Annotated in this window: 21 protein-coding genes and 1 tRNA gene; 12 read left to right on the forward strand and 10 right to left on the reverse strand. The window is 59.3% G+C overall.

Annotated elements, in window-relative coordinates:
* On the reverse strand, positions 1-630 hold the full coding sequence (locus AC1DNI_RS21795; protein ID WP_027233224.1) for a MarC family protein: 630 nt from the start codon (positions 628-630) through the stop codon (positions 1-3).
* A gap of 317 nt (positions 631-947) precedes the next feature.
* Here AC1DNI_RS21795 and gyrA point away from each other — a divergent pair, with 317 nt between their 5' ends.
* The gene (gyrA, locus tag AC1DNI_RS21800) at positions 948-3,665 is read left to right on the forward strand and encodes a DNA gyrase subunit A (RefSeq protein WP_477693481.1); all 2,718 of its coding nucleotides are present in this window, start codon (positions 948-950) and stop codon (positions 3,663-3,665) included.
* 19 nt (positions 3,666-3,684) lie between these two features.
* Here gyrA and AC1DNI_RS21805 read toward each other — a convergent pair whose 3' ends face one another.
* On the reverse strand, positions 3,685-3,825 hold the full coding sequence (locus AC1DNI_RS21805; RefSeq protein ID WP_153667373.1) for a hypothetical protein: 141 nt from the start codon (positions 3,823-3,825) through the stop codon (positions 3,685-3,687).
* A 186-nt stretch (positions 3,826-4,011) separates the two neighbouring features.
* Here AC1DNI_RS21805 and coaD point away from each other — a divergent pair, with 186 nt between their 5' ends.
* The 5 genes from coaD to tgt are packed head-to-tail and all read left to right on the forward strand — an operon-like array spanning position 4,012 to position 7,882.
* On the forward strand, positions 4,012-4,506 hold the full coding sequence (coaD, locus tag AC1DNI_RS21810) for a pantetheine-phosphate adenylyltransferase (RefSeq protein WP_477693399.1): 495 nt from the start codon (positions 4,012-4,014) through the stop codon (positions 4,504-4,506).
* A 29-nt stretch (positions 4,507-4,535) separates the two neighbouring features.
* Positions 4,536-5,120, forward strand: a complete 585-nt coding sequence (locus tag AC1DNI_RS21815; RefSeq protein WP_477693400.1) for a peptidylprolyl isomerase — start codon at positions 4,536-4,538, stop codon at positions 5,118-5,120.
* A gap of 25 nt (positions 5,121-5,145) precedes the next feature.
* Positions 5,146-5,655, forward strand: coding sequence for a peptidylprolyl isomerase (locus AC1DNI_RS21820; protein WP_477693401.1), 510 nt, complete (start codon positions 5,146-5,148; stop codon positions 5,653-5,655).
* Positions 5,656-5,672: 17 nt separating this feature from the next.
* The gene (queA, locus tag AC1DNI_RS21825) at positions 5,673-6,749 is read left to right on the forward strand and encodes a tRNA preQ1(34) S-adenosylmethionine ribosyltransferase-isomerase QueA (protein WP_477693402.1); all 1,077 of its coding nucleotides are present in this window, start codon (positions 5,673-5,675) and stop codon (positions 6,747-6,749) included.
* Positions 6,746-7,882: a tRNA guanosine(34) transglycosylase Tgt gene (tgt, locus tag AC1DNI_RS21830; RefSeq protein ID WP_477693403.1), complete on the forward strand. Its 1,137-nt coding sequence runs from the start codon at positions 6,746-6,748 to the stop codon at positions 7,880-7,882. Before queA ends, tgt begins: the two co-directional genes overlap by 4 nt.
* A gap of 6 nt (positions 7,883-7,888) precedes the next feature.
* On the opposite strand, the gene AC1DNI_RS21835 is transcribed toward tgt, so the two are convergent.
* Positions 7,889-8,467, reverse strand: a complete 579-nt coding sequence (locus AC1DNI_RS21835) for a TetR/AcrR family transcriptional regulator (protein WP_027233230.1) — start codon at positions 8,465-8,467, stop codon at positions 7,889-7,891.
* Positions 8,468-8,631: 164 nt separating this feature from the next.
* Between AC1DNI_RS21835 and AC1DNI_RS21840 the strand changes: the two genes are divergently transcribed.
* Both AC1DNI_RS21840 and AC1DNI_RS21845 read left to right on the forward strand, forming a co-directional pair.
* The gene (locus AC1DNI_RS21840; RefSeq protein ID WP_228018283.1) at positions 8,632-9,846 is read left to right on the forward strand and encodes an efflux RND transporter periplasmic adaptor subunit; all 1,215 of its coding nucleotides are present in this window, start codon (positions 8,632-8,634) and stop codon (positions 9,844-9,846) included.
* Positions 9,843-12,920, forward strand: a complete 3,078-nt coding sequence (locus tag AC1DNI_RS21845; RefSeq protein ID WP_477693404.1) for an efflux RND transporter permease subunit — start codon at positions 9,843-9,845, stop codon at positions 12,918-12,920. Before AC1DNI_RS21840 ends, AC1DNI_RS21845 begins: the two co-directional genes overlap by 4 nt.
* A 72-nt stretch (positions 12,921-12,992) precedes the next feature.
* Here AC1DNI_RS21845 and AC1DNI_RS21850 read toward each other — a convergent pair whose 3' ends face one another.
* From AC1DNI_RS21850 to AC1DNI_RS21860, 3 genes are all read right to left on the reverse strand, one after another.
* Positions 12,993-13,247 carry a GlsB/YeaQ/YmgE family stress response membrane protein gene (locus AC1DNI_RS21850; protein WP_027233233.1) on the reverse strand — a complete coding sequence of 85 codons (255 nt, stop codon included), beginning with the start codon at positions 13,245-13,247 and terminating at the stop codon, positions 12,993-12,995.
* Positions 13,248-13,461: 214 nt separating this feature from the next.
* Positions 13,462-13,674, reverse strand: coding sequence for a hypothetical protein (locus tag AC1DNI_RS21855; RefSeq protein WP_027233234.1), 213 nt, complete (start codon positions 13,672-13,674; stop codon positions 13,462-13,464).
* A 39-nt stretch (positions 13,675-13,713) separates the two neighbouring features.
* Positions 13,714-14,016 (reverse strand): hypothetical protein, encoded by a 303-nt coding sequence (locus AC1DNI_RS21860; protein ID WP_477693405.1) that lies wholly within the window; start codon positions 14,014-14,016, stop codon positions 13,714-13,716.
* Positions 14,017-14,226: 210 nt separating this feature from the next.
* Here AC1DNI_RS21860 and AC1DNI_RS21865 point away from each other — a divergent pair, with 210 nt between their 5' ends.
* Both AC1DNI_RS21865 and AC1DNI_RS21870 read left to right on the forward strand, forming a co-directional pair.
* Positions 14,227-14,943 (forward strand): response regulator, encoded by a 717-nt coding sequence (locus AC1DNI_RS21865; protein ID WP_113280496.1) that lies wholly within the window; start codon positions 14,227-14,229, stop codon positions 14,941-14,943.
* Positions 14,940-16,349, forward strand: coding sequence for a sensor histidine kinase (locus tag AC1DNI_RS21870; protein WP_477693406.1), 1,410 nt, complete (start codon positions 14,940-14,942; stop codon positions 16,347-16,349). The genes AC1DNI_RS21865 and AC1DNI_RS21870 overlap by 4 nt, the downstream gene beginning before the upstream one ends.
* Positions 16,350-16,367: 18 nt before the next feature.
* Here AC1DNI_RS21870 and AC1DNI_RS21875 read toward each other — a convergent pair whose 3' ends face one another.
* The 4 genes from AC1DNI_RS21875 to AC1DNI_RS21890 all read right to left on the reverse strand — a co-directional run bounded on the left by AC1DNI_RS21875 (position 16,368) and on the right by AC1DNI_RS21890 (position 18,827).
* Entirely contained in the window at positions 16,368-16,628 is a 261-nt protein-coding gene (locus AC1DNI_RS21875) for a hypothetical protein (protein ID WP_477693407.1), read from the reverse strand.
* A gap of 157 nt (positions 16,629-16,785) precedes the next feature.
* A complete protein-coding gene (locus AC1DNI_RS21880; RefSeq protein ID WP_477693408.1) occupies positions 16,786-18,315 on the reverse strand; it encodes a S10 family peptidase in 1,530 nt (509 codons plus the stop codon).
* A 145-nt stretch (positions 18,316-18,460) separates the two neighbouring features.
* A complete protein-coding gene (locus AC1DNI_RS21885) occupies positions 18,461-18,700 on the reverse strand; it encodes a hypothetical protein (RefSeq protein ID WP_477693409.1) in 240 nt (79 codons plus the stop codon).
* Positions 18,701-18,751: 51 nt separating this feature from the next.
* A tRNA-Lys gene (locus AC1DNI_RS21890) sits at positions 18,752-18,827 on the reverse strand.
* A 272-nt stretch (positions 18,828-19,099) separates the two neighbouring features.
* Between AC1DNI_RS21890 and AC1DNI_RS21895 the strand changes: the two genes are divergently transcribed.
* Positions 19,100-19,846: a cytochrome c biogenesis CcdA family protein gene (locus AC1DNI_RS21895; protein ID WP_477693410.1), complete on the forward strand. Its 747-nt coding sequence runs from the start codon at positions 19,100-19,102 to the stop codon at positions 19,844-19,846.
* Positions 19,847-19,936: 90 nt separating this feature from the next.
* A complete protein-coding gene (gene glmU, locus AC1DNI_RS21900; RefSeq protein WP_477693411.1) occupies positions 19,937-21,298 on the forward strand; it encodes a bifunctional UDP-N-acetylglucosamine diphosphorylase/glucosamine-1-phosphate N-acetyltransferase GlmU in 1,362 nt (453 codons plus the stop codon).
* The last annotated feature ends 97 nt before the right edge of the window (positions 21,299-21,395 follow it).

Consider the following 21,395-nt stretch of genomic DNA (forward strand, 5'->3'; position numbering starts at 1 on the left):
TCAGCCCTGGACGAGCGTCCGTATCCCATCGGCCACGAACTGGACCGCGAGGGCGGCCAGGATGACGCCGAGCAGGCGGGTCAGGATCGAGCGGCCGGTTTCGCCAAGGAAGCGGTCGACGCGTTCGGCGAGCAGAAAGACCACGTAACAGGCGGCTATACAGACCAGAATAATGCCGATGAGGGCAACGCGCGACGTTGGCTCGGAAAGCGTGCCGGCAAGTAGGATGGTCGCCGAGATGGCGCCGGGACCGGCAATGAGCGGGATCGCCAGCGGGAAGGCGGCAACATTGCGGATGTGATCCTTGGTGATGGCAACCTCGGCGCTCTTTTCCTTGCGCTCGGTGCGGCGCTCGAAGATCATTTCGAAGGCGATCCAGAACAGCAGCAGACCACCGGCCACACGGAAGGCGCCAAGCGTGATGCCGAACAGCGCGAGAATCTGCGCGCCGGCGACGGCGAATATGGTGAGGATACCGAAGGCGATGATGCTTGCTCTCAATCCGACCTGGCTGCGTTCACTGCGGTTCATGCCGCGCGTGAGCGCCAGAAACAGCGGCGCCAGCCCCGGAGGATCGATGGTCACCATCAGGGTGACTAGGGCATTGAGAATGGTGTCGTAGAACGCCACGATTTTGCTTTTCTTCTCGGTTAAGAGCCCAGCCAACCTACCGGATTCAATATCCAACGTCGAGAAACATGCGATTTCACGCCCAACAATTTCATCGCATGAGAAAATCTCTTCTATCCATTTGATATCAAATGGTTTTCTGCTGTGAATTCTGACCCCGTTTGTTGGCTTTTCGCGATGAAAGCCGCTATAAGATCAAAGATTGATTCCATACGAAAGATGAGTGCCTCGTGTCTGACCTAACTCCACCATCCGGACCTGAAGACGATAAATCCGGGCCCAGTTCCGGTATCGAGCCGATTTCCATCATCGAGGAAATGCAGCGTTCCTATCTCGATTACGCCATGAGCGTGATCGTCAGCCGGGCTTTGCCCGATGTTCGCGATGGTCTGAAGCCGGTGCACAGGCGTATCCTGCACGCGATGAACGAGATGGGCCTGTCCTGGAACAGATCGTACCGCAAGTCGGCCGGTGTCGTCGGTGAGGTGATGGGTAAGTTCCATCCGCACGGTGACGCCTCGATCTATGACGCGCTCGTCCGCATGGCGCAGGATTGGTCGCTGCGCGACCCGCTCGTCGACGGCCAGGGCAATTTCGGCTCGATCGACGGCGATTCACCGGCGGCGATGCGGTACACCGAATGTCGCCTCGAAAAGGTCACGGAATCGCTTCTCGAGGACATCGACAAGGAGACGGTCGATTTCCAGGACAATTATGACGGCCGCGAGCAGGAGCCGACGGTACTGCCGGCGCGCTTCCCCAATCTTCTGGTCAATGGTTCCGGCGGTATCGCCGTCGGCATGGCGACGAACGTGCCGCCGCACAACCTTTCCGAGGTAATCAACGGCTGTATCGCGCTTATCGACAATCCGGCGATCGAATTGCCGGAACTGATGGAAATTATTCCAGGTCCGGATTTCCCGACCGGCGGTCTTGTCCTTGGCCGTTCCGGCATTTATTCGGCTTACAGCACTGGCCGCGGCTCGATCCTGATGCGCGGCAGGGTTGCCATCGAAAGCATGCGCGGTGACCGCGAGGCGATCATCATTACCGAGGTTCCCTATCAGGTGAACAAGGCGGCGATGATCGAGAAGATGGCCGATCTGGTGCGCGAAAAGCGCATCGAGGGCATTTCCGACATTCGCGACGAATCCGACCGCGACGGCTACCGTGTCGTTGTCGAATTGAAGCGCGATGCGGTGGCGGATGTCATCCTAAACCAGCTTTATCGCTTCACGCCGCTGCAGACCTCGTTTGGCGCCAATATGGTGGCGCTCAATGGCGGCAAGCCCGGCCTTCTCAACCTGCTCGACATTCTGCGCGCATTCGTCAGTTTCCGCGAGGAAGTCGTCAGCCGCCGTACCAAGTATCTGCTGCGCAAGGCCCGTGACCGGGCACATGTGTTGGTGGGTCTTGCGATTGCCGTCGCGAACATAGATGAGATCATAGCGCTGATCCGTCGCGCTCCGGACCCGGCTACGGCCCGCGACCAGTTGATGGAGCGCCGCTGGCCTGCAAGCGAGGTCGCGCCGCTGATCCTGCTCATTGCCGATCCGCGCCACAAGCTTAATGACGACAACACCTACAACCTCTCTGAAGAGCAGGCGCGTGCCATTCTCGATCTGCGCCTGCAGCGCCTGACGGCGCTCGGCCGTGACGAAATCGCTGACGAACTCAACAAGATCGGCGTCGAAATCAAGGATTATCTGGAGATCCTGGCCTCGCGTCTGCGGATCATGGGTATTGTCAAGGACGAGCTCGCCGCGATCCGCGACGAATTCGGCACGCCCCGCCGCGCCGAACTTACCGAAGGCGGCGCCGACATGGACGATGAAGATCTCATCGCCCGTGAAGACATGGTCGTCACTGTCAGCCATGCCGGCTATATCAAGCGTGTACCGCTTGCGACCTATCGCGCGCAGCGCCGCGGTGGCAAGGGGCGCTCGGGCGTCACCATGAAGGATGAGGATTCGGTTACGCGCCTGTTCGTGGCCAACACGCATACGCCGGTCCTTTTCTTCTCGTCGCGCGGCATCGTCTACAAGGAAAAGGTCTGGCGCTTGCCGATCGGCACGCCGCAGTCGCGCGGCAAGGCCCTGATCAACATGCTGCCGCTCGAACAGGGTGAGCGCATAACGACGATCATGCCGCTGCCGGAAGACGAATCCAGCTGGGCCAACCTCGATGTGATGTTCGCAACCACACGCGGCACGGTTCGCCGCAACAAGCTGTCGGATTTCATCCAGGTCAACCGCAACGGCAAGATCGCCATGAAGCTCGACGAGGAGGGCGATGAAATCCTCAGCGTCGATACATGCGACGAGTTTGACGACGTGCTGCTCACGGCCGCCGGCGGTCAGTGCATTCGCTTCCCGGTTACGGACGTGCGGGTTTTCGCCGGCCGCAATTCCATCGGCGTGCGCGGCATGAATCTGGCCAATGGCGACAAGATCATCTCCATGTCGATCCTCGGCCATGTCGATGCGAGCCCGGCAGAACGCTCGGCCTATCTCAAACAGGCAGCGGCGGAACGCCGTGCGCAAGGCGCCGATGATGTGGAGGAGATCAATCTCGTCGGCGAAGAGGCGACAGACATTGCCGACCTCGCGCCCGAGCGCTACGCCGAACTGCGCGAACGCGAGCAAACCGTTCTGACCGTGAGCGAATACGGCTACGGCAAACGGTCGTCGTCCTATGAATTCCGTGTTTCCGGCCGCGGCGGCAAGGGCATCCGCGCAACTGATACGTCCAAGACCGACGAAATCGGCAAGCTGGTCTCGTTGTTCCCGGTGGAGTCTTCGGATCAGATCCTGCTCGTTTCCGATGGCGGCCAGCTCATCCGCGTGCCGGTCAACGGTATCCGCATTGCCGGACGCTCGACAAAGGGCGTCACTATCTTCAATACGGCGGATGGTGAAAAGGTGGTGTCGGTCGAGCGGATTTCCGAGACGGAGACCGACGAAGTCGAGACCGAAGCAACTGCGGAAGGCGAGGTCTCAGTACCGGAAGCCCCGGACGGCGCGGAGCCGAATTAAGGCTCAGGCAGGTCGGAACTTAAATGTCGCGGCGATGGTGATAAACACCAAAGCGGGTGGTTCTAACAGGAGCTTCCCGCTTTTTGCTTTCTTCCACGATCATCACAATCGCCGAAACGACCATTGCAACCATCATGGCAATGCTGAGAAGAATAAACATCAATCTGTCCCTTTGCTCCCTGGCCAACTTATGGATAGTAACGTGCTGACTTCGAAATGGTTTCATGCGAGCGTCTCACGCATAGTTGAACGCGCATGAATGCTTGCTGATTTATGTGTTCATCTATCGTTCATCTGGATCGTGCGAGCCATTGAAAGCTCCAAGCAAAACCGATAGGAACCGGTCATGACAATCGCGATCTATGCCGGATCCTTCGATCCGATCACCAATGGCCACATGGATGTCCTGCAGGGCTCGCTGCGGCTTGCGGACAAGGTCTATGTCGCAATCGGGGTTCATCCGGGGAAGGCGCCTCTGTTTTCCTTCGACGAGCGGATGGACCTCGTCAAGCGTGTCTCGGCCGAGGTGTTCGGCAAGGACGGTGAGCGGATCGAAGTCATTTCCTTTGACGGTCTGGTGATCGACGCGGCACGCAAATTCGGCGCATCGCTGCTCGTTCGCGGATTGCGCGATGGCACGGACCTCGATTACGAAATGCAGATGGCGGGCATGAACGGTAAGATGGCGCCGGAATTGCAGACCGTGTTTCTTCCGGCGGACGCGGCGGTGCGCACCATTACCGCCACATTGGTTCGCCAGATTGCAGCGATGGGCGGCGACGTCCGGCACTTCGTTCCCGCGCTTGTCGCTGATGCGCTTGCGACCAAATTCAAACCCTGACCAAGTCACTGATCCCGGAGAGATTTTTCATGACCTTTACTCGTAGAGCCCTCATTGCGGCTGCAGTTTCATCGCTTACGTTTGCGACGCTGAACCCCGGCTTTGCCGACGACGCCAATACGATGACGATCAAGCTCAAGGACGGCGACGTCAAGGTCGAGTTGTTGCCCAAGCTCGCACCGAAGCATGTCGAGCAGATCAAGGCGCTCGCCAAGGAAGGTGCTTATGACAATGTCGTATTCCACCGCGTCATTCCAGGATTCATGGCCCAGACCGGCGACGTTCAGTACGGCAATGCCGAAAAGGGCTTCAATGCGCAGGCCGCCGGCACCGGTGGCTCGACGCGGCCCGACCTTCCCGCAGAGTTCTCCAAGGAACCTTTCGTGCGCGGCGTGGTCGGTATGGCGCGCTCGCAGAACCCCAACTCTGCAAATTCGCAGTTGTTCATCATGTTCACCGAATACCCCTCGCTCAACGGGCAGTATACAGTCGTCGGCAAGGTCACGAGCGGCATGGAATATGTCGACAAGATCAAGAAGGGTTCGGAAGCAAACAATGGCGCCGTAGAGAATCCCGACAGGATGATCAAAGTTACCGTCGGCGCCGGCAAATAATTCATATCACAGGAGATTGGCGAAAATGGCTTATAAAGATCCCGAAAACACGATCCTGCTCGAAACGACCAAAGGCAATGTCGTCATCGAGCTCTACCCGGACCTTGCGCCGGAACACGTCAAGCGCATCAAGGAACTCGCACGCGAAGGCGCTTATGACGGCGTCGTCTTCCACCGCGTGATCGACGGCTTCATGGCGCAGACCGGTGACGTCAAGTTCGGCAAGAAGGGTGGCGCTTCGTTCAATCCTTCGCGCGCCGGCATGGGCGGTTCGGACAAGCCAGATCTCAAGGCTGAATTTTCCAACACCAACCATGGCCGCGGCGCATGCTCGATGGCGCGTGCGCAAAACCCGAATTCCGCCAACTCGCAGTTCTTTATCTGCTTCGACGATGCCGGCTTCCTGAACCGTCAGTACACGGTTTGGGGCCAGGTCATCGAAGGCATGGACAATGTCGACAAGATCAAGCGCGGCGAACCCGTGCAGGATCCGGATTCGATCGTTTCGATGCGCGTTGCTGCGGACGTTGAGTAAGATCGTTTCGTTGCATCATGCGTGTTGATCTTTTCGATTTCGATCTGCCGGAAGAGAACATCGCATTGAGACCAGCAGAGCCGCGCGATTCAGCGCGGCTTTTGCTTGTAAAGGCGGATGGCTCGGACCTTGGCGAGGATACCGTGCGCAATCTTGGCAATTATCTGCGTGAAGGCGACGCGCTCGTTTTCAATGATACCAAGGTGATACCAGCGCAACTTGAAGGCTTTCGCGAGCGCGAGGGGGTGCGCGCGCAGATCGGCGCAACCTTGCACATGCGCACCGGCCCCGACCGCTGGAAGGCGTTTTTGCGCCCGGCAAAGCGTATCAAGGAAGGTGAGCGGATCGATTTCGGCCACGGCAATAATGCGTGCTTGCTCGGCTCGCTGCAGGCAACGGTGGCCGAGAAGGGCGAGGCGGGCGAAGCCCTGCTTGTTTTCGATTTCAGCGGAGCCGATTTGGACCAGGCCATCGCCGCGGTCGGGCATATCCCGCTGCCACCCTATATCGCCTCGAAGCGGGCCGACGACAGCCGCGACCGCGACGATTACCAGACCGTCTATGCTCGCGAGGAAGGCGCTGTCGCCGCCCCGACGGCCGGTCTGCATTTTACGCCCGGTCTCCTTGACGATCTGAAGCAAAGCGGCATCGAGGAACATTTCGTGACGCTGCATGTCGGGGCAGGGACGTTTCTCCCCGTAAAGGCCGACGATACGTCCGAACACAAGATGCATGCCGAAATCGGCCATGTCGACCAGGCGACTGCCGATGCGCTCAATGCGGTCAGGGCGCGTGGGGGGCGGATCGTCAGCGTCGGTACGACGTCGCTGCGGCTTCTCGAAAGCGCAACGGGCGAAGACGGGATCGTTCGCGCGTGGTCAGGAGCGACCGACATATTCATTACGCCAGGCTATAGGTTCCGGGCCGTCGACATGCTGATGACCAATTTTCATTTGCCACGCTCGACGCTGTTCATGCTCGTTTCGGCCTTCAGCGGCATGGATCGCATGCGGGCCGCCTATGAATATGCAATCGAAAATCACTACCGCTTCTATTCCTATGGCGATGCAAGCCTGTTATGGCGATCAGAATGACCAGCACCAATTTTGAATTCAAACTCATTGCCAGCGATGGCAAGGCGCGACGCGGCGCGATCACCATGCCGCGCGGCACGATCCGCACCCCCGCATTCATGCCGGTGGGAACCGGCGGCACCGTCAAGGCGATGTATATGGACCAGGTGCGCGAGCTTGGCGCCGACATCATCCTTGGCAATACCTATCACCTGATGCTGCGCCCGAGCGCCGAGCGCGTTGCGCGGCTTGGCGGGCTGCACGAATTCGCCAGATGGCCGGGACCGATCCTGACGGATTCCGGCGGGTTTCAGGTGATGTCGCTGGCGCAACTGCGCAAGCTGACCGAAAACGGCGTCACCTTCCGCTCGCATATCGATGGCAGCGCCCACGAGATGAGCCCGGAGCGCTCGATCGAAATTCAGGGTCTGCTCGATTCCGATATCCAGATGCAACTCGATGAATGCGTTGCGCTGCCTTCGACGCCGAAGGACATCGAGCGGGCCATGGAACTGTCGCTGCGCTGGGCCGAACGGTGCAACAGCGCATTCGGCAACCAGCCAGGGAAAGCCATGTTCGGGATCGTGCAGGGCGGTGATGTGGCCGATCTGCGTGTTCGTTCGGCGCAGGCGCTCAAGGCCATGGACCTCAAGGGCTATGCCGTGGGCGGTCTTGCCGTCGGTGAGCCGCAAGAGGTCATGCTCGATATGCTCGACATTACCTGTCCGGAACTGCCGGCGGAAAAGCCGCGCTATCTGATGGGCGTCGGCACGCCTGACGATATTCTGAAGTCTGTGGCGCGCGGCATTGATATGTTCGATTGCGTGATGCCGACGCGGGCAGGCCGGCACGGTCTCGCCTTTACCCGTCGCGGCAAGGTTAATCTGCGCAATGCCCGGCATGCGGATGATCCGCGGCCGCTCGACGAAGAATCATCCTGTCCTGCGGCACGTGACTACAGCCGCGCCTATCTGCACCATCTCGTAAAATCGGGTGAAGCGCTTGGCGGCATGCTGCTGACATGGAACAATCTCGCCTATTACCAGCAACTCATGCAGGGCATACGCGGTGCGATCGAGACTGGAACCTATGTCCCGTTCTGTGAAGCGACGCAGGCCGAATGGGCGAAGGGGGATCTTCTAGCTTACTCATAATCGAGATCAAGCGACGGCCGGCGTTTCCACGGGCGCGGGGTCCGCAGGTTCGAAGAGATTTTTGAGGCGGTCGATCGCGGCGATCTGTTCAGCCCGATCGAGAACATTCATCTCGAACAGCTTGAGGCTGCGCAGACCCTCGATGGTCAGGAAAACCATCATCGCCAGCATTGGGTCGGCTGCGTTTTCACGCATGCGCTGCAGCAACTGCTTGTTGTAGCGGCGGATCGGCTCGAGAAAGCCCGGATCGTTGGCGATGGCGGCAAGAATACCAGAGGGTTCGGGCTCGTTGCAGACAAATTCGGCACGGTACACGGCGATCACGGCAAGAACGACGCTGTTCGGGCCGAAGTTGCGGGAAGCCTCTTCACGGCGAAGTGATTGGTCAAATTCCGAGACGTGCTGCTCTACCAGACCTTCGAGCAGTTTGGCCTTGGTTGGAAACGTATAAAGCAGTCCACCCTTCGAAAGTCCCGCTCGCTTGGCCACAGCATCAAGTGAAAGATTCACCGGTCCCACTTCCTTGGTGATCTCGGCTGCCGCCTGCAGGATCTTGTCTCTTGTCGTTGGGATGTCCGCCACCATTCTGAAACTTTCGTCGTAGGGTTGTTGCCAAAACAATATTGACATTACCGTCCAGACGGTACAGTACTTCGCCCGCGGTAATCAAGTCCGCGTAAATCAATCCCCGTAAGAAAGGCTGGCAGACATATTTGCTGGCCATTGTTTTGTTTCGGAGCAGTCTCCTCATGATCAAGCGGTTCCTACTTCCCGTTATCATCCTCGTCCTGGTCGTTTTGCTGGGCGTCGGGCTGGTCGGATTCAATCTGTTCCGTGACAAGGCAATCAAGGATTTCTTTGCAACGATGCAGCAGCCGGCTGCGCCGGTTTCGACCTACACGGTCGAGCCGACATCATGGACGCCGGAAATCGAGGCAATCGGCACGGTAAGCGCTATCCAGGGCGTCGAACTCTCCGTCGAGGTTGCCGGCATCGTCAAGGATATCCCGTTCACAGCGAATCAGGTCATCCAAAAGGGCGCTCCGCTGCTCCAGCTCGACGACGCGATCGAAAAGGCCGATATCGTGGCTGCACAAGCACAGAATGTGCTTATGGACCAGACGCTCGAGCGCGCCCGCACGCTGAATACGCGTGGTGTGGGTGCCGTGTCCAACGTCGACGAGGCCCAGGCGGCGTCGCTCGCGAAAAAGGCCGAGATCGCCAAGCTGCAGGCCGTCATGGACCAGAAGCTCATCAAGGCGCCGTTTACCGGCACCGTCGGTATTCCGCGCATCGAGCTTGGTCAGTATCTCGCACCCGGCACTGTAGTCGTGAGCTTGCAGGACCTTTCGACAATGCGCGTCGATTTCACCGTTCCCGAGCAGACCTTGAGCCAGCTCAAAGTCGGCCAGCCAATCCGGCTCGGCCTGACCGATAGTGAAATCAACATCAAGGGTGAAATTACGGCAATTGAGCCGCGCATCGATCCCGCGACGCGTCTTGTTTCGGTTCGCGCCAAGGTCGACAATTCCGAAGGCAAGCTGCGCCCCGGCCAGTTCGCACAGGTCCGCGTCGGACTGCCGAAGGAAGACAATGTTCTGACCTTGCCGCAGACGGCGCTCGTTTCCAGTCTTTACGGCGACTACGTGTTCGTTGTCCGTCCGGCCGAACAGAAGCCCGAGGAAAAGAAGCCGACCGAACAGCAGCAGCCCGGCGCCGCATCCGCCGAGACGGCAAAGCCAGCCGACGAAAAGGCAAAGGAAGAGCCCAAGCTTGTTGTCGCTCAGGTATTCGTGACGCCCGGACGCCGATCCGGCTTGAATGTCGAGATTACCAAGGGTCTTAAGCCCGGCGACATCGTCGTCACCGCCGGCCAGAACCGCCTCAACCCCGGTGCTGCCGTCAAGATTGCCAACGATGTCAATCCCGCCAACACCAAAGACGCAGGGCTGCCCACAAAATGAACTTCTCAGAAATCTTCATTCGCCGTCCGGTCCTTTCGACGGTCGTTGCTCTGATGATCATTCTGCTCGGCGCGCAGGGGCTCGTGAACCTTTCGGTTCGCGAATATCCGAAGGTCGAGGAAACGGTTATCACGATCAAGACCGCTTATGCGGGTGCCAGTGCCGACCTTATGCAGGGCTTCATTTCGGCGCCAATCGCCAAGGCCGTGACCACGACGGAAAACATCGACTACGTAACGTCCTCGTCGGGTCCGTCATCGAGTACGGTTACCGTGCAGATGAAACTCGGCGCCGATCCCGACGCCGCGCTTACCGAAGTTATCTCGAAGGTCAACCAGGTGCGCGGTGATCTGCCGGCTGAGGCTGACGACCCGGTTATCACCAAGGGCACGGGCCAGGACTTCGCGACGATGTACCTCGCAGTACAGAATCCGAACATGACCAGCGAGCAGATCACCGAATATCTGGAGCGCGTTATCCAGCCGCGCATGTCCACGATTCAGGGCGTGGCCGATGCGCAGATTCTCGGCGGCCAGGTGTTCTCGATGCGCGTCTGGATCGACCCGATCAAGCTCGCGGCTCGCAAGACGACGGCATCGGAAGTGCTGACGGCGATCAACCAGTCGAACTTCCTGTCGGCGCCGGGCAAGGTCGAAAACCTCTATACGGCCTCACCAATCACGTTGAAGACGACGTTGCAGACGCCGGAAGCCTTCGGCGCAATGCCGATCAAATCCGACGGCGACAATATTGTGCGCCTCAGGGATGTGGCGCGCATCGAGCTTGGTGCCGTCAACAAGGATACGATTGTGACCTTCAACGGGTCCAGCGGCACCTTCCTTGGCGTCTTCCCGACGCCCGCTGCAAATCCGATCGATATGACAGCGGCGGTCCGCGCCGAACTGCCATCGATCCAGGCAACCCTGCCTGACGGGATGTCGATTGTCCTGCTTTATGACGCGACGGAACAGATCAGTTCCTCCATCCACGAGGTGTTCAAGACCATCGGCGAGGCGGTTCTTATCGTCGTCCTGGTGATCCTCCTGTTCCTCGGCTCGTTCAGGTCGGTCATCATCCCGGTCGTCACCATTCCGATCTCGCTTGTCGGCGTGTGCTTCTTCCTGTTCATCCTTGGCTATTCGATCAACCTTCTGTCACTGCTCGCAATGGTTCTCGCGATCGGCCTCGTCGTCGACGACGCGATCGTGGTGCTGGAGAATATCCACCGCCATATCGAGGAGGGTCTCCGGCCGGTCGATGCCGCACTGAAGGGCATGAAGGAAATCACCGGTCCGATTGTGGCCATGACCATCACGCTCGCCGCGGTGTTTGCGCCGCTCGGCTTTACCGGTGGTCTGACGGGTGCGCTGTTCCGCGAGTTCGCTTTCACGCTCGCGGGTGCCGTTATCATCTCTGGCGTTGCGGCCCTAACCGTTTCGCCGATGATGTGCGCGCTTCTGTTGAAGCCGGGCAATCACAGCCGTTTCCAGCGGATTGTCGATAATACTTTCGGTTGGCTGGAGCGCGCCTATGAACGCCGCGTCGCCGGGTCGCTGAATTTCCGTTTCCTGACGCTGTTCATCGTCATCGCACTGGTCTCGCTGACCGGCTTCCTCTTTACCAAGACCTCATCGGAGCTTGCTCCCGAAGAGGATTCGGGCGCCCTGTTTGCGATCGTCAACGCACCTCAATATGCGACTTCGGACTACACCAAGCTCTATGCCGATCAGATCGATGCGCTGACCAAGGACCTGCCGGAACTCAAGGCCCGGTTCAACATCCTCGGTCTCGGCACGACGAATTCGGCCTTCGCTATCTGGGTGTTCAAGGACTGGACCCAGCGCGAAAAGTCGCAAAAGCAGCTTCAGCAGGAACTGCAGGGAATGATCAGCCCGATTGCAGGTGCCGAAGCCTTCATCTTCGCGCCGCCGACATTGCCCGGTACGGGCGGTGGTCTGCCGATCTCGGTCGTCATTCAGTCTACCGGACCGGCCGACAAGGTCTACGAGGTGGCCGAGGAGATCAAGAAGCAGGCACAGGCATCGGGTCAGTTCATCATCGTCCAGAACTCGCTGTCGTTCAATGCGCCGCAGGTGACAGTCACGATCGATCGCGACCGTGCTTCGGCCCTTGGCGTACCCGTCAGCGATATTGGCCAGACGCTCGGCCTGCTCGTCGGTGGCGGCAAAATCTCGAAGTTTGACCGCGATTCCAACAGCTATGACATTATTCCTCAAGTGCCGCAGGATTACCGGGCCAATCCGGAAAGCCTCGGCCAGTACTTCGTCAAGAGCGCGTCGGGCGAAATGGTGCCGTTGTCGGCGGTAATCAAGATCACCGAGAATGCGTCACCGGCGGCGATCGAACAGTTCAACCAGCTGAATTCGGCGACGATTTCCGCGCTGCCCATGCCTGGCGTCACGACAGGCCAGGGATTGCAGACGATCATCGATACGGCTCGCCCGTTGATGCCGGATGGGTTCTTCATGGACTATTCGGGTCAGTCGCGACTCGAGATCGAGCAGGGCAGCACGATCCTGATCGCGTTTGTTCTCGCCGTGGTGGTTATCTATCTCGTCCTTGCGGCGCAGTTCGAAAGCTTCCGCGACCCGTTCATCATCATGATGTCGGTGCCGTTGTCGATCTTCGGCGCGATCGTCCCGCTCAATCTCGGGCTCGGAACGCTCAATATCTATACGCAGGTCGGCCTGATCACGCTTGTCGGGCTCATAACCAAGCACGGCATTCTCATGGTCGAGTTCGCCAACCAGCAGCGCGAACTGCACGGCATATCGCGTCATGACGCCATCATCCTTGCGGCGAAGACACGACTTCGTCCCATTCTGATGACGACGGCGGCGATGGCGCTTGGTGTCATTCCGCTGATCACGGCAACCGGCGCTGGTGCTGCGGCGCGTTACTCGATCGGTCTCGTGATCTTCTCCGGCATCATCGTCGGAACGATCTTCACGCTCTTTGTTGTGCCGATGTTCTATACGTTCATCTCGCGCAAGGACGTGGCTGTCGAATCCGGGAAAACGCCGGACGCCCAGCCTGAGTTCGGACGAGCCTGACGGACTTATATTTAGAAATGGAAAGGCCCCCGAACGGCAGCGTTCGGGGGCCTTTTCTTTTGATCGCTTCGGTCAGGCGCGTTTGAAGGCGCGCAATATGACGAGAAGGATGATTGCGCCGATGGCGGCTGCGATGATGGCGCCGAGAATGCCGCCGCCAAGGGAAATGTTGAGGGCAGGAAACAGGTAGCCGGCAATAAAGGCGCCGATCACGCCGACGACAAGGTCGCCAACGAGGCCGAAGCCGCCGCCCCGGACAAGCTGGCTCGCGAGCCAGCCAGCAATCAAGCCCACCAGAAGAAAGATAAGAAGACCTTCTGCACCCATCTTGGAATCTCCATGAACCGGTTTCGTTATGATGGTTCGCCAGCCCCTGGATGCTTCAGTCCATGCTTGGCAGGAGAATCACCTGCCCGATGCTACGACGGCAATCGATCTTTGCACAACGAATCTTGCCAACGTGGTAACCGGCATCATGGACACGCAAAAATACCGGCCGCGGACTGCCACGGCCGGTATGTTTTCAAATTTGCAAGCGTTCTTACTGAACGGTCGTTGCAGCCGGCTTGGCAGGTACCTTCTTCGTGGTGGTCTTGTGAACCTTCTTCACGTGATGCTTTGGCATGACCTTCTGCGTCGAGGTCGAGGCGGTTGTGCTGGCTGCGGCGGCTGCATAAGCGCCTGAGCTCAGGACGGGAGCCGAGACGGCGAGGGCGACAGCGAGACCGAGAGCAGTGTAGAGGGACTTTTTCATGGCATCAGTTTCCTTTTGAAGCGGGCTTCGTGGATGCGGTCAATCGTCGACCGGCCGCACCCCAAGCAGCCTCAACGCCTGGGCGTAATCTCTAATTCCCTGCGCCTGCTTGTTGCTCGCGCAGAAATTAGCCGCCTGCTTTTGAAGTGCTTTCGCCTTGGCCGCCCGTTTGGCCTCGGCATGTTCGGTGAGTGCGTGTTGAGTCTGTAGCTGAAGTTTGCCGCACAACTCTGTGCGGGTAAGCGTCTCGTCGGCGTTCGACTGTCCGGCCGAGGCGGAGAGGACGATCCCCCCGGCGAGGATGGCGGTCGAAATGGCAGTGAAGGAGTTGAAGAAAGCCATTGCGGTGTACCAGCATCCATTCTGCAAACAGTTGAAACCGACGCACCCTTTATCGGGCAGCACTGTTGCCCCGTTTTTTCTCGTTCGTGGTGTTTTGTTTCTGGAATGTTTCTGAAGCCACAATCCCGAAAATTTGCGTGGCTTTTCGGCCGCAACCGCGCGTAAGACTCGAAGTGCAATGTCAGGTCGGAAGGACTTTGGGAATAGAACATGAAATCCGAGCCGCACATACTGATTGTCGACGACGACGATGCGATCCGCGATCTCCTGCATGAGTTCCTCAAGAAGCGCGGCATGCAGGTCTCGGTGGCTCGTGACGGCGAGGAGATGCAGGCGGTCATGGCGCGCAGTCCCATCGATATCCTTATCCTCGACGTGATGCTGCCCGGCAAAAGCGGTATGGAAATCTGCCGCGAGATCAGGATGCATTCGCGTGTGCCGATCATCATGCTGACGGCGATTGCCGAAACCACGGATCGCGTTGTCGGGCTGGAGATGGGTGCCGACGATTATGTCTCCAAGCCATTCGATCCACGGGAATTGCTGGCGCGGGTGCGGGCGGTGCTGCGCCGACTCGAGACGCCCGGAGCAGACCGGCGCGCAGAACCCAAGATTTACAAGTTCGCTGGCTGGAGCATGGATTGTTCGCGCCGGCGCCTCGTTTCGCCAGATGAGGTGAGGGTGGAACTTACGACAGGCGAGTTCAATCTGCTTGAGGCGCTGGTGAAGAGTTCGCAGCGCATGCTCAGCCGCGATCAGTTGCAGGAACTGGCCGGAAGCAGCACCGCCTATGGCTATGATCGCAGCGTCGACATTCTCATCAGCCGGCTAAGGCGCAAGATGGAAGACGATTCGCGATCCCCAAAGCTGATCTTGACTATCCGGGGCGGCGGTTATCAATTCGTGCCGGAAGTCACTGCCGAATGAACCGCTATCTGCCCCAGTCACTGCCAAGCTGGATATTGCTTGTCCTGATCGCCGGGCTTTTGACGTCGCAAGTCGCAACCCTTTCTATTGTTGCGCGCGACCGGGCAGAAAATACTGAAATCCTTGAGTTTTTCCGGCTGAACGAACGGGCTCATACGCTGGCTAAAGTGTTTTCCGCAGTACCGTCGGCGCAGCGCAAGCAGCTTGTCACCGCCTTTTCGAATTCAGCCAATACAATGAGCCTGTCTGCCGAGCCGGTCGTCAAGTCGGCCATTGCCGCCGACGACAGCCTGGCGGAACTGGAAGACGTTCTTGTCGCGCAGCTCCAGGAGTTCGGCGTGACCGATGCCCGCATCGGCCGGGTGCTCGCACAGGTTCCGACTGGACAACTTGCCAATACCAACGCGCCGGACGATCCCGATGCCGGCCTTATCGAGCGTCAACTCTCGGATATTGCCGAGGACTTGAGCCAAAGCGACGGTCTCGCCGCCTCGATACGTTTCAACGATGGGCAATGGCTGAACTTCGTCACGCCCATCACACCGCCCCATCCGATATTTTCGGGTCAGTCATTGCCGCTCTTCGGCGGCGTTGCCGCGGCGGTCATCGGCATGTCGATATGGGCGACGCGGCGGCTCACTGCACCTTATCGTGCCCTTGAGCGGGCCGTGAAGCGCATTGGCGAGGATGTGAAGGCGCCGCCGCTGCCGGTGATCGGCAGCAGCGAATACAAATCGGCGGCGAGGGCCGTTAACACCATGCAGGCCCAGTTGCGCGCCTACGTAGCGGACCGCGAGCAGCTTGCGGCGGCACTTGCCCATGATCTGCGCACGCCCTTGACCCGCATCCGGCTGCGGCTCGAATTGCTGCGAAACGCACCGGTTCGCCAGCAGATTGCCCATGATCTCAATGATATCGAAGGGATAGCCCGGTCGGTCATAGACTTTGCCAGCTATGAGATCGTCGACGAGGCGCCCGAGAAAATCGACTTCTGGTCGCTCGTCGATGCGATTGCCGACAACTATCCGCGAGTCTCGTTCGAAACGCCGGTCTCACGCGCATTTATCTGTTCGGGGCGTCCCATGGCGCTGCGCCGATGCGTGACCAATCTTATCGACAATGCGGTGACCTACGGCAGCAAGGCGCACCTTGATCTAGCGCAGCGGGATGGCGACATCGTCCTCACGATCCGGGATGAGGGCCCTGGGATTCCCGCGGAGAAGCTCGACGAGGTGTTCCAGCCGTTTCGCAGGGTCGAGACGTCCCGCAACCGTCAGACAGGCGGTTTTGGCCTCGGGCTGACCATAGCGCGCAATATCGCGCGACGCAGCAGCGGTGACATTACGCTTGCAAATGATCCTGCCGGGGGTCTGCGCGCGGAATTGCGTATTCCTCGCTCTGCCTGAAGCGACGGGGCAAATCCGTCAATGCGATGTCATGATGGCCTTGCGGATCTCGAACAGCGCCTTGGCGATGGCGATGTCGGCTTCCGAGCCTGCATTCTCCGCCGTCGTCTCGACGAGTTGTTCTCCAAGTTCGGAGAGCGCGAGGGCGACGTCATACTGGTCCCAGCCGGCGCTCAGGGCCTGGCTTACAAGATCCTCGAATCCGGCACGGAGGGCCGCCTTGCATTCGGCAGCCTGGCTCAACGGATCGTCGGTTCTTTTGGGCGGCGAAATAGTCATGGCGCTGATAGTAAAGGCGAATCGGCGACAGGCAATCCGCCAGAAAGTGGTAGGTCTTGTTCGATTGGATTAAGTAGTGCCCGGCAACGCGTAGTGTGCGGCAATAAATACACCGCGTAGGAAAGCGGCCCTGGGAGGCGCGCGATTTAGATCGTCACTACTCCCCGTGCACCTTTTCGAGGCTTGATGAATAGAATGCCCGCGCATCGGCGCTCAGCGCCTGCCTTGAACCGGTGCGTGTATAGAACATATGGCCGCCGCGGTAGAGCTTGAGCTCCACCCTTCCTGCGCTCAGCGTCGCCGGCAGGTGATCTATGACGTATTTGTTGATCCCGTAAGGCGTGAGCGCATCGCTGTAGCCGTGGGCCACGAGCAGGCGAAACGAAGGGATGACCGACAGAAGCTCGCGTATGTCGCCTGCCGCGCTTGCCCGTGTGCGGCCGCCGCTGTTTTCGTTCTGGCTCCATTTCCACTTTTCGTTGACGTTGTTGGCGAGCAGATTGTAGGTGAGCTCGGTCTTGAAGCCGAGTTCGTTGCGGGCGTAGCTTGCGAAGGCTGCGCCATAGGCGCGGGTAAAACCATCGAGAACCGGGTCGCCGCCCTCTTCGGAGTCAGATTCAGGATAAGGGTCCGGCGCTGCGAGCGAGGCATCATAGCGGCTGACGACTTCGGACGAGGCGCTTTTCGAGTTCTTGACATAGACGTCGGTGAGAAAGCCGCGGGCGCGCGTTACCACAGCTTCAGGTATGCCGGTCATCTGCGCGATCCGGGCATAGAGGTTTTTTGCGGCATCGCCCGCGGGTTCCGGTCCGGAAAGGGCGACGAGATAGTCTGTCATCGCAAATTTTTCGGCCTCTGCGACAGCGGCCGGATCGAAGGCGTTCTTGCGCTCAAGCTCGCCGGCGGCAAGGGAGGGCAGTTGCAGCGCTGCCCATAGCGGATAGCGACGATCGCCGAAGAGAAGATTTCCCTCGATGAGCGGCGACAGCATGACAATGCCCGATACGAGTATGCCTTGACTGTCCTTCAGCCGCGTTGCGACCTTAGCGGCGCGAAAACCGCCATAGCTTTCGCCAAGCAGGAATTTCGGCGCGGTCATGCGATCGTTCTGCGCAACGTAAAGCGCGATCGCCTTGGCGATACTGTCAGCGTCTTCGCCGATCCCGTAGAAGTCCGCAGAGACTTTGTCGTTGCTGGCGCGGCTCCATCCCGTTCCCACCGGATCGATCAGGACGAGATCGGTGAAGGCGAGCCAACTGTCCGGATTGTCGGTAAGAGCCGGACTGGTGCCGCCTTCGCCATGCGGCCCGAACTCCAGAATGCGCGGTCCCACCAATCCAAGGTGAAGGTAGGCGGACGCTGCGCCCGGTCCGCCATTGAAGGCAAAGGTGATTGGCCGGCCGGGCGTGCGCTCGCGCGCGGCATAGGCGGTGTAGAACATCTTCGCCATCGGCTTGCCATCCTGCCCGTATAGGACGAGCGTACCGGCGGTCGCCGTATAGGGCAGGTCGCCGGCATCGGTTTTCAGCACGTGCTCGGTTACCGAATTTGCCGGAAGCAGGCCGAGGATGCCTGAACCGGCCGCGGCAGCGCCTGCCTCGGGGGAAGTATAGGCGGCGCTGGGATTATCAGCTTGGCTACCATGCGGCGCATGGTCCTGCGGGGTGGCGGGCGTTGCCAGAAACATCGACGCAAGTGCTAGGCACAAAAGAAAACGTTGGAGATACAACGGCTTCGTCCTTTGAAAACAGAAACACAGGGCGAGTGTATTGCTGTTGATCGGCAGGAGGAAACTCAAACTAAATTGATCCCGGCCAGATGGCGCCAGTTCGCTATAGCGAACTTTCGCTGCCGAACTCGCGGCTATATTGCTCCTGGGTGATCTCCTGCACGGTGCAGGCCTTGTATTCCGGCGTATCGAGCCCGAAGCCCCGGGCGAGGCATTTGCGCTCCACCGCGCCGGCAAGCTGCCCCAACTGCCCATAGGATATTTGCTCCAGCGGCGGCCGGCTCGCGCAACCCGTTAAGGCAGAGACGCCGAGCAGCGCAAGCATGATAGCGTTGGCTTTCATGCGGCGAGGGTGGCGAAAAGGGGTAAATGAAGGGTTAAGTTAATTCGATGTTGGTGAGCGCGCAGGGATTCGAACCCTGGACCTACTGATTAAAAGTCAGTTGCTCTACCGGCTGAGCTACGCGCTCCCAAAACGAGGCGCGTTCAATCGCCTCGGGAAGTGCGGCGGAACATAGGGGCGAGACGGCGATCGGTCAACAACTAACATGCAGATAATTTGGGGAAAAAAGCCTTGTTTTTGCGGGATTCGCTGCTTTTGCGGCGCCTTGTGATCTTTGAACCCGCGAGCGAAACCGCAAGGGTTTGCCAATCATGGCAAAACTGGCGAAAAGGTGATTGGCCTTCGCAGGGGATTCGGCATAATCCGCGCCCAACGAGATGCCATTTTCAAGGAGCGCGCATGGCGCTTGATGTTTCCTACCTGACGGCCGTTGGCGCCGGCGCCCTGTCATTCCTGTCGCCTTGCGTGCTGCCACTCGTCCCGCCCTATCTTTGCTACATGGCGGGCGTGACGGTTGAAGATTTCCGTTCGGGTTCGCCGCAGGCGCGCATTTCGCCGGTGCGGCAGGCGCTGCTTATGTCGTCGCTGGCCTTCGTCCTTGGCTTTACCACCGTGTTCGTTCTGCTCGGAGCCGGCGCTTCGACGATCGGCGGCTTTTTGCGCATGTGGCAGCAGGAGATCGCCATCGCCGCCGGCATCGTCATCATCCTGATGGGCCTGAATTTTCTCGGTGTCTTCAAGCTTGCTTTCCTTTCGCGCGAGGCGCGCTTCCAGACGCAGGGCAAGCCCGCCAACCCGCTTTCGGCCTATGTGATGGGCCTCGCTTTTGCCTTCGGCTGGACACCTTGCATCGGTCCGGTGCTGGGGCCGATCCTCGCCCTTGCCGGCGCGCGCGATACGGTCGCCGACGGCGCAATTCTGCTTGCCGTCTACTCGCTCGGCCTCGGCATTCCATTTATCGTCGCCGCGCTGTTTTCGGGCCTGTTCATGCGGTTTCTCGCCCGCTTTCGCATGCATCTCGGCAAGGTCGAAAAGGTGATGGGCGGGCTTCTCGTCGTCACGGGCATTCTGTTCCTGACCGGAGGACTGCAGACTTTCTCATTCTGGCTGCTTGAAACATTTCCCATCCTCGGCCAACTCGGCTAAAGGTGCTTCAAATGTTCATTCAAATGGCGATAGGGCCCGTGCCAGAGCAGGCATGAGAATGCCCGGCCAAAACTGATCTGGAAGTCCGACATGACATCACGCTCCTGCCTCACCGTCATTCTCGCTGCCGGCGAGGGCACCCGCATGAAATCAGAGCTGCCGAAGGTCCTGCACATGATAGCGGGGCTGCCGATCGTGGCACATGTGGCCAAGGCGGTTACGGGGGCCGGCGGCAGCGACATTGCGCTCGTCGTCGGCAAGGGCGCCGAAAAGGTGGAAGCTGCGGTGCGCGCGATAGCGCCGAATGTCACCGTGCACGAGCAGACCGAGCGGCTCGGCACCGCCCATGCTGTTCTGGCGGCGCGCGACGCGATCGCACGCGGCTACGATGATGTGCTGGTCGTCTTCGGCGATACGCCGCTCATCGAAACTGCGGCTTTGGCGCAGGCGCGGGCCAAGCTTGCCGACGGCCCCGATGTCGTCGTCATGGGCTTCCGCCCGGCTGTACCGAACGGCTATGGCCGGCTCATCGAGAAGGACGGCCGTCTCGTGGCGATTCGCGAGGAGAAGGACGCGAGCGCCGAGGAAAAGCAGATCGGCCTGTGCAATGGCGGGCTGATGGCGCTGCGCGGCAAGAGCGCGCTCAGCCTGCTTGACCGGATCACCAACAACAATGCCAATGGCGAATATTATCTGACCGATGTGGTCGAGATCGCCAATGCCGGCGGCCAGAGCGTCGTTGCCATCGAGATTTCGCCGGACAATGTCATCGGCATCAATACGCGTGCCGAACTCGCGGAGGCCGAAGCCATCTGGCAGAACCGCAAGCGCCGCGACATGATGATGGCCGGCGTGACGATGCATGCGCCGGAAACAGTGTTCTTCTCGCACGACACGCTGGTCGAGTCCGACGCCATCCTTGAACCCAACATCGTTTTCGGGCCTGGGGTAACGGTTGCGCGGGGCGCGGTTATCCATGCGTTCTGCTATTTCGAGGGCGCGAAAATCGGCGCGAATGCCAATGTCGGTCCATTCGCACGGCTGCGCCCCGGTGCCGATCTTGCGGAAAAATCCAAGGTCGGCAATTTCGTCGAGGTGAAGAATGCCATGGTCGGTATCGGCGCCAAGGTCAATCATCTGACTTACATCGGCGATGCGACGATCGGCGCAGCGGCCAATATCGGCGCGGGGGCGATTACCTGCAACTATGACGGCTACAATAAACATTTGACGGAGATAGGGGCCAACGTCTTCGTCGGGTCCAATACCTCATTGGTGGCACCGGTGAAGATCGGCGATAATGCTTATGTCGCATCAGGCAGCGTGATTACGGCAAATGTGCCGGCAGATGCCCTGGCTTTCGGGCGCGCGCGCCAGGAAATCAAGGAAGGACGCGCGATCGAACTGCGCGCCCGCTATGCCGCCGCGAAATTAGCCAAGAAGGCTGACTAGATCGCATTCCATTGTTCGTGCAAGATTGCGCAACGGAAATTGACTTCCGGCCAGGGCGATTCCGCCCTAAGGCAGGAACATAAAAAAGCTTGGGGCA

The sequence above is a fragment of the Phyllobacterium sp. 01N428 genome, assembly GCF_056399405.1.

What these genes read in the sequence shown, in the direction of transcription:
- gyrA (WP_477693481.1), top strand. Translation starts at nt 948, where the DNA reads ATGCAGCGTTCCTATCTCGATTACGCCATGAGCGTGATCGTCAGCCGG.
- AC1DNI_RS21805 (WP_153667373.1), bottom strand. Translation starts at nt 3,825, where the DNA reads ATGTTTATTCTTCTCAGCATTGCCATGATGGTTGCAATGGTCGTTTCG.
- coaD (WP_477693399.1), top strand. Translation starts at nt 4,012, where the DNA reads ATGACAATCGCGATCTATGCCGGATCCTTCGATCCGATCACCAATGGC.
- AC1DNI_RS21815 (WP_477693400.1), top strand. Translation starts at nt 4,536, where the DNA reads ATGACCTTTACTCGTAGAGCCCTCATTGCGGCTGCAGTTTCATCGCTT.
- AC1DNI_RS21820 (WP_477693401.1), top strand. Translation starts at nt 5,146, where the DNA reads ATGGCTTATAAAGATCCCGAAAACACGATCCTGCTCGAAACGACCAAA.
- queA (WP_477693402.1), top strand. Translation starts at nt 5,673, where the DNA reads ATGCGTGTTGATCTTTTCGATTTCGATCTGCCGGAAGAGAACATCGCA.
- tgt (WP_477693403.1), top strand. Translation starts at nt 6,746, where the DNA reads ATGACCAGCACCAATTTTGAATTCAAACTCATTGCCAGCGATGGCAAG.
- AC1DNI_RS21835 (WP_027233230.1), bottom strand. Translation starts at nt 8,467, where the DNA reads ATGGTGGCGGACATCCCAACGACAAGAGACAAGATCCTGCAGGCGGCA.
- AC1DNI_RS21840 (WP_228018283.1), top strand. Translation starts at nt 8,632, where the DNA reads ATGATCAAGCGGTTCCTACTTCCCGTTATCATCCTCGTCCTGGTCGTT.
- AC1DNI_RS21845 (WP_477693404.1), top strand. Translation starts at nt 9,843, where the DNA reads ATGAACTTCTCAGAAATCTTCATTCGCCGTCCGGTCCTTTCGACGGTC.
- AC1DNI_RS21850 (WP_027233233.1), bottom strand. Translation starts at nt 13,247, where the DNA reads ATGGGTGCAGAAGGTCTTCTTATCTTTCTTCTGGTGGGCTTGATTGCT.
- AC1DNI_RS21855 (WP_027233234.1), bottom strand. Translation starts at nt 13,674, where the DNA reads ATGAAAAAGTCCCTCTACACTGCTCTCGGTCTCGCTGTCGCCCTCGCC.
- AC1DNI_RS21860 (WP_477693405.1), bottom strand. Translation starts at nt 14,016, where the DNA reads ATGGCTTTCTTCAACTCCTTCACTGCCATTTCGACCGCCATCCTCGCC.
- AC1DNI_RS21865 (WP_113280496.1), top strand. Translation starts at nt 14,227, where the DNA reads ATGAAATCCGAGCCGCACATACTGATTGTCGACGACGACGATGCGATC.
- AC1DNI_RS21870 (WP_477693406.1), top strand. Translation starts at nt 14,940, where the DNA reads ATGAACCGCTATCTGCCCCAGTCACTGCCAAGCTGGATATTGCTTGTC.
- AC1DNI_RS21875 (WP_477693407.1), bottom strand. Translation starts at nt 16,628, where the DNA reads ATGACTATTTCGCCGCCCAAAAGAACCGACGATCCGTTGAGCCAGGCT.
- AC1DNI_RS21880 (WP_477693408.1), bottom strand. Translation starts at nt 18,315, where the DNA reads ATGTTTCTGGCAACGCCCGCCACCCCGCAGGACCATGCGCCGCATGGT.
- AC1DNI_RS21885 (WP_477693409.1), bottom strand. Translation starts at nt 18,700, where the DNA reads ATGAAAGCCAACGCTATCATGCTTGCGCTGCTCGGCGTCTCTGCCTTA.
- AC1DNI_RS21895 (WP_477693410.1), top strand. Translation starts at nt 19,100, where the DNA reads ATGGCGCTTGATGTTTCCTACCTGACGGCCGTTGGCGCCGGCGCCCTG.
- glmU (WP_477693411.1), top strand. Translation starts at nt 19,937, where the DNA reads ATGACATCACGCTCCTGCCTCACCGTCATTCTCGCTGCCGGCGAGGGC.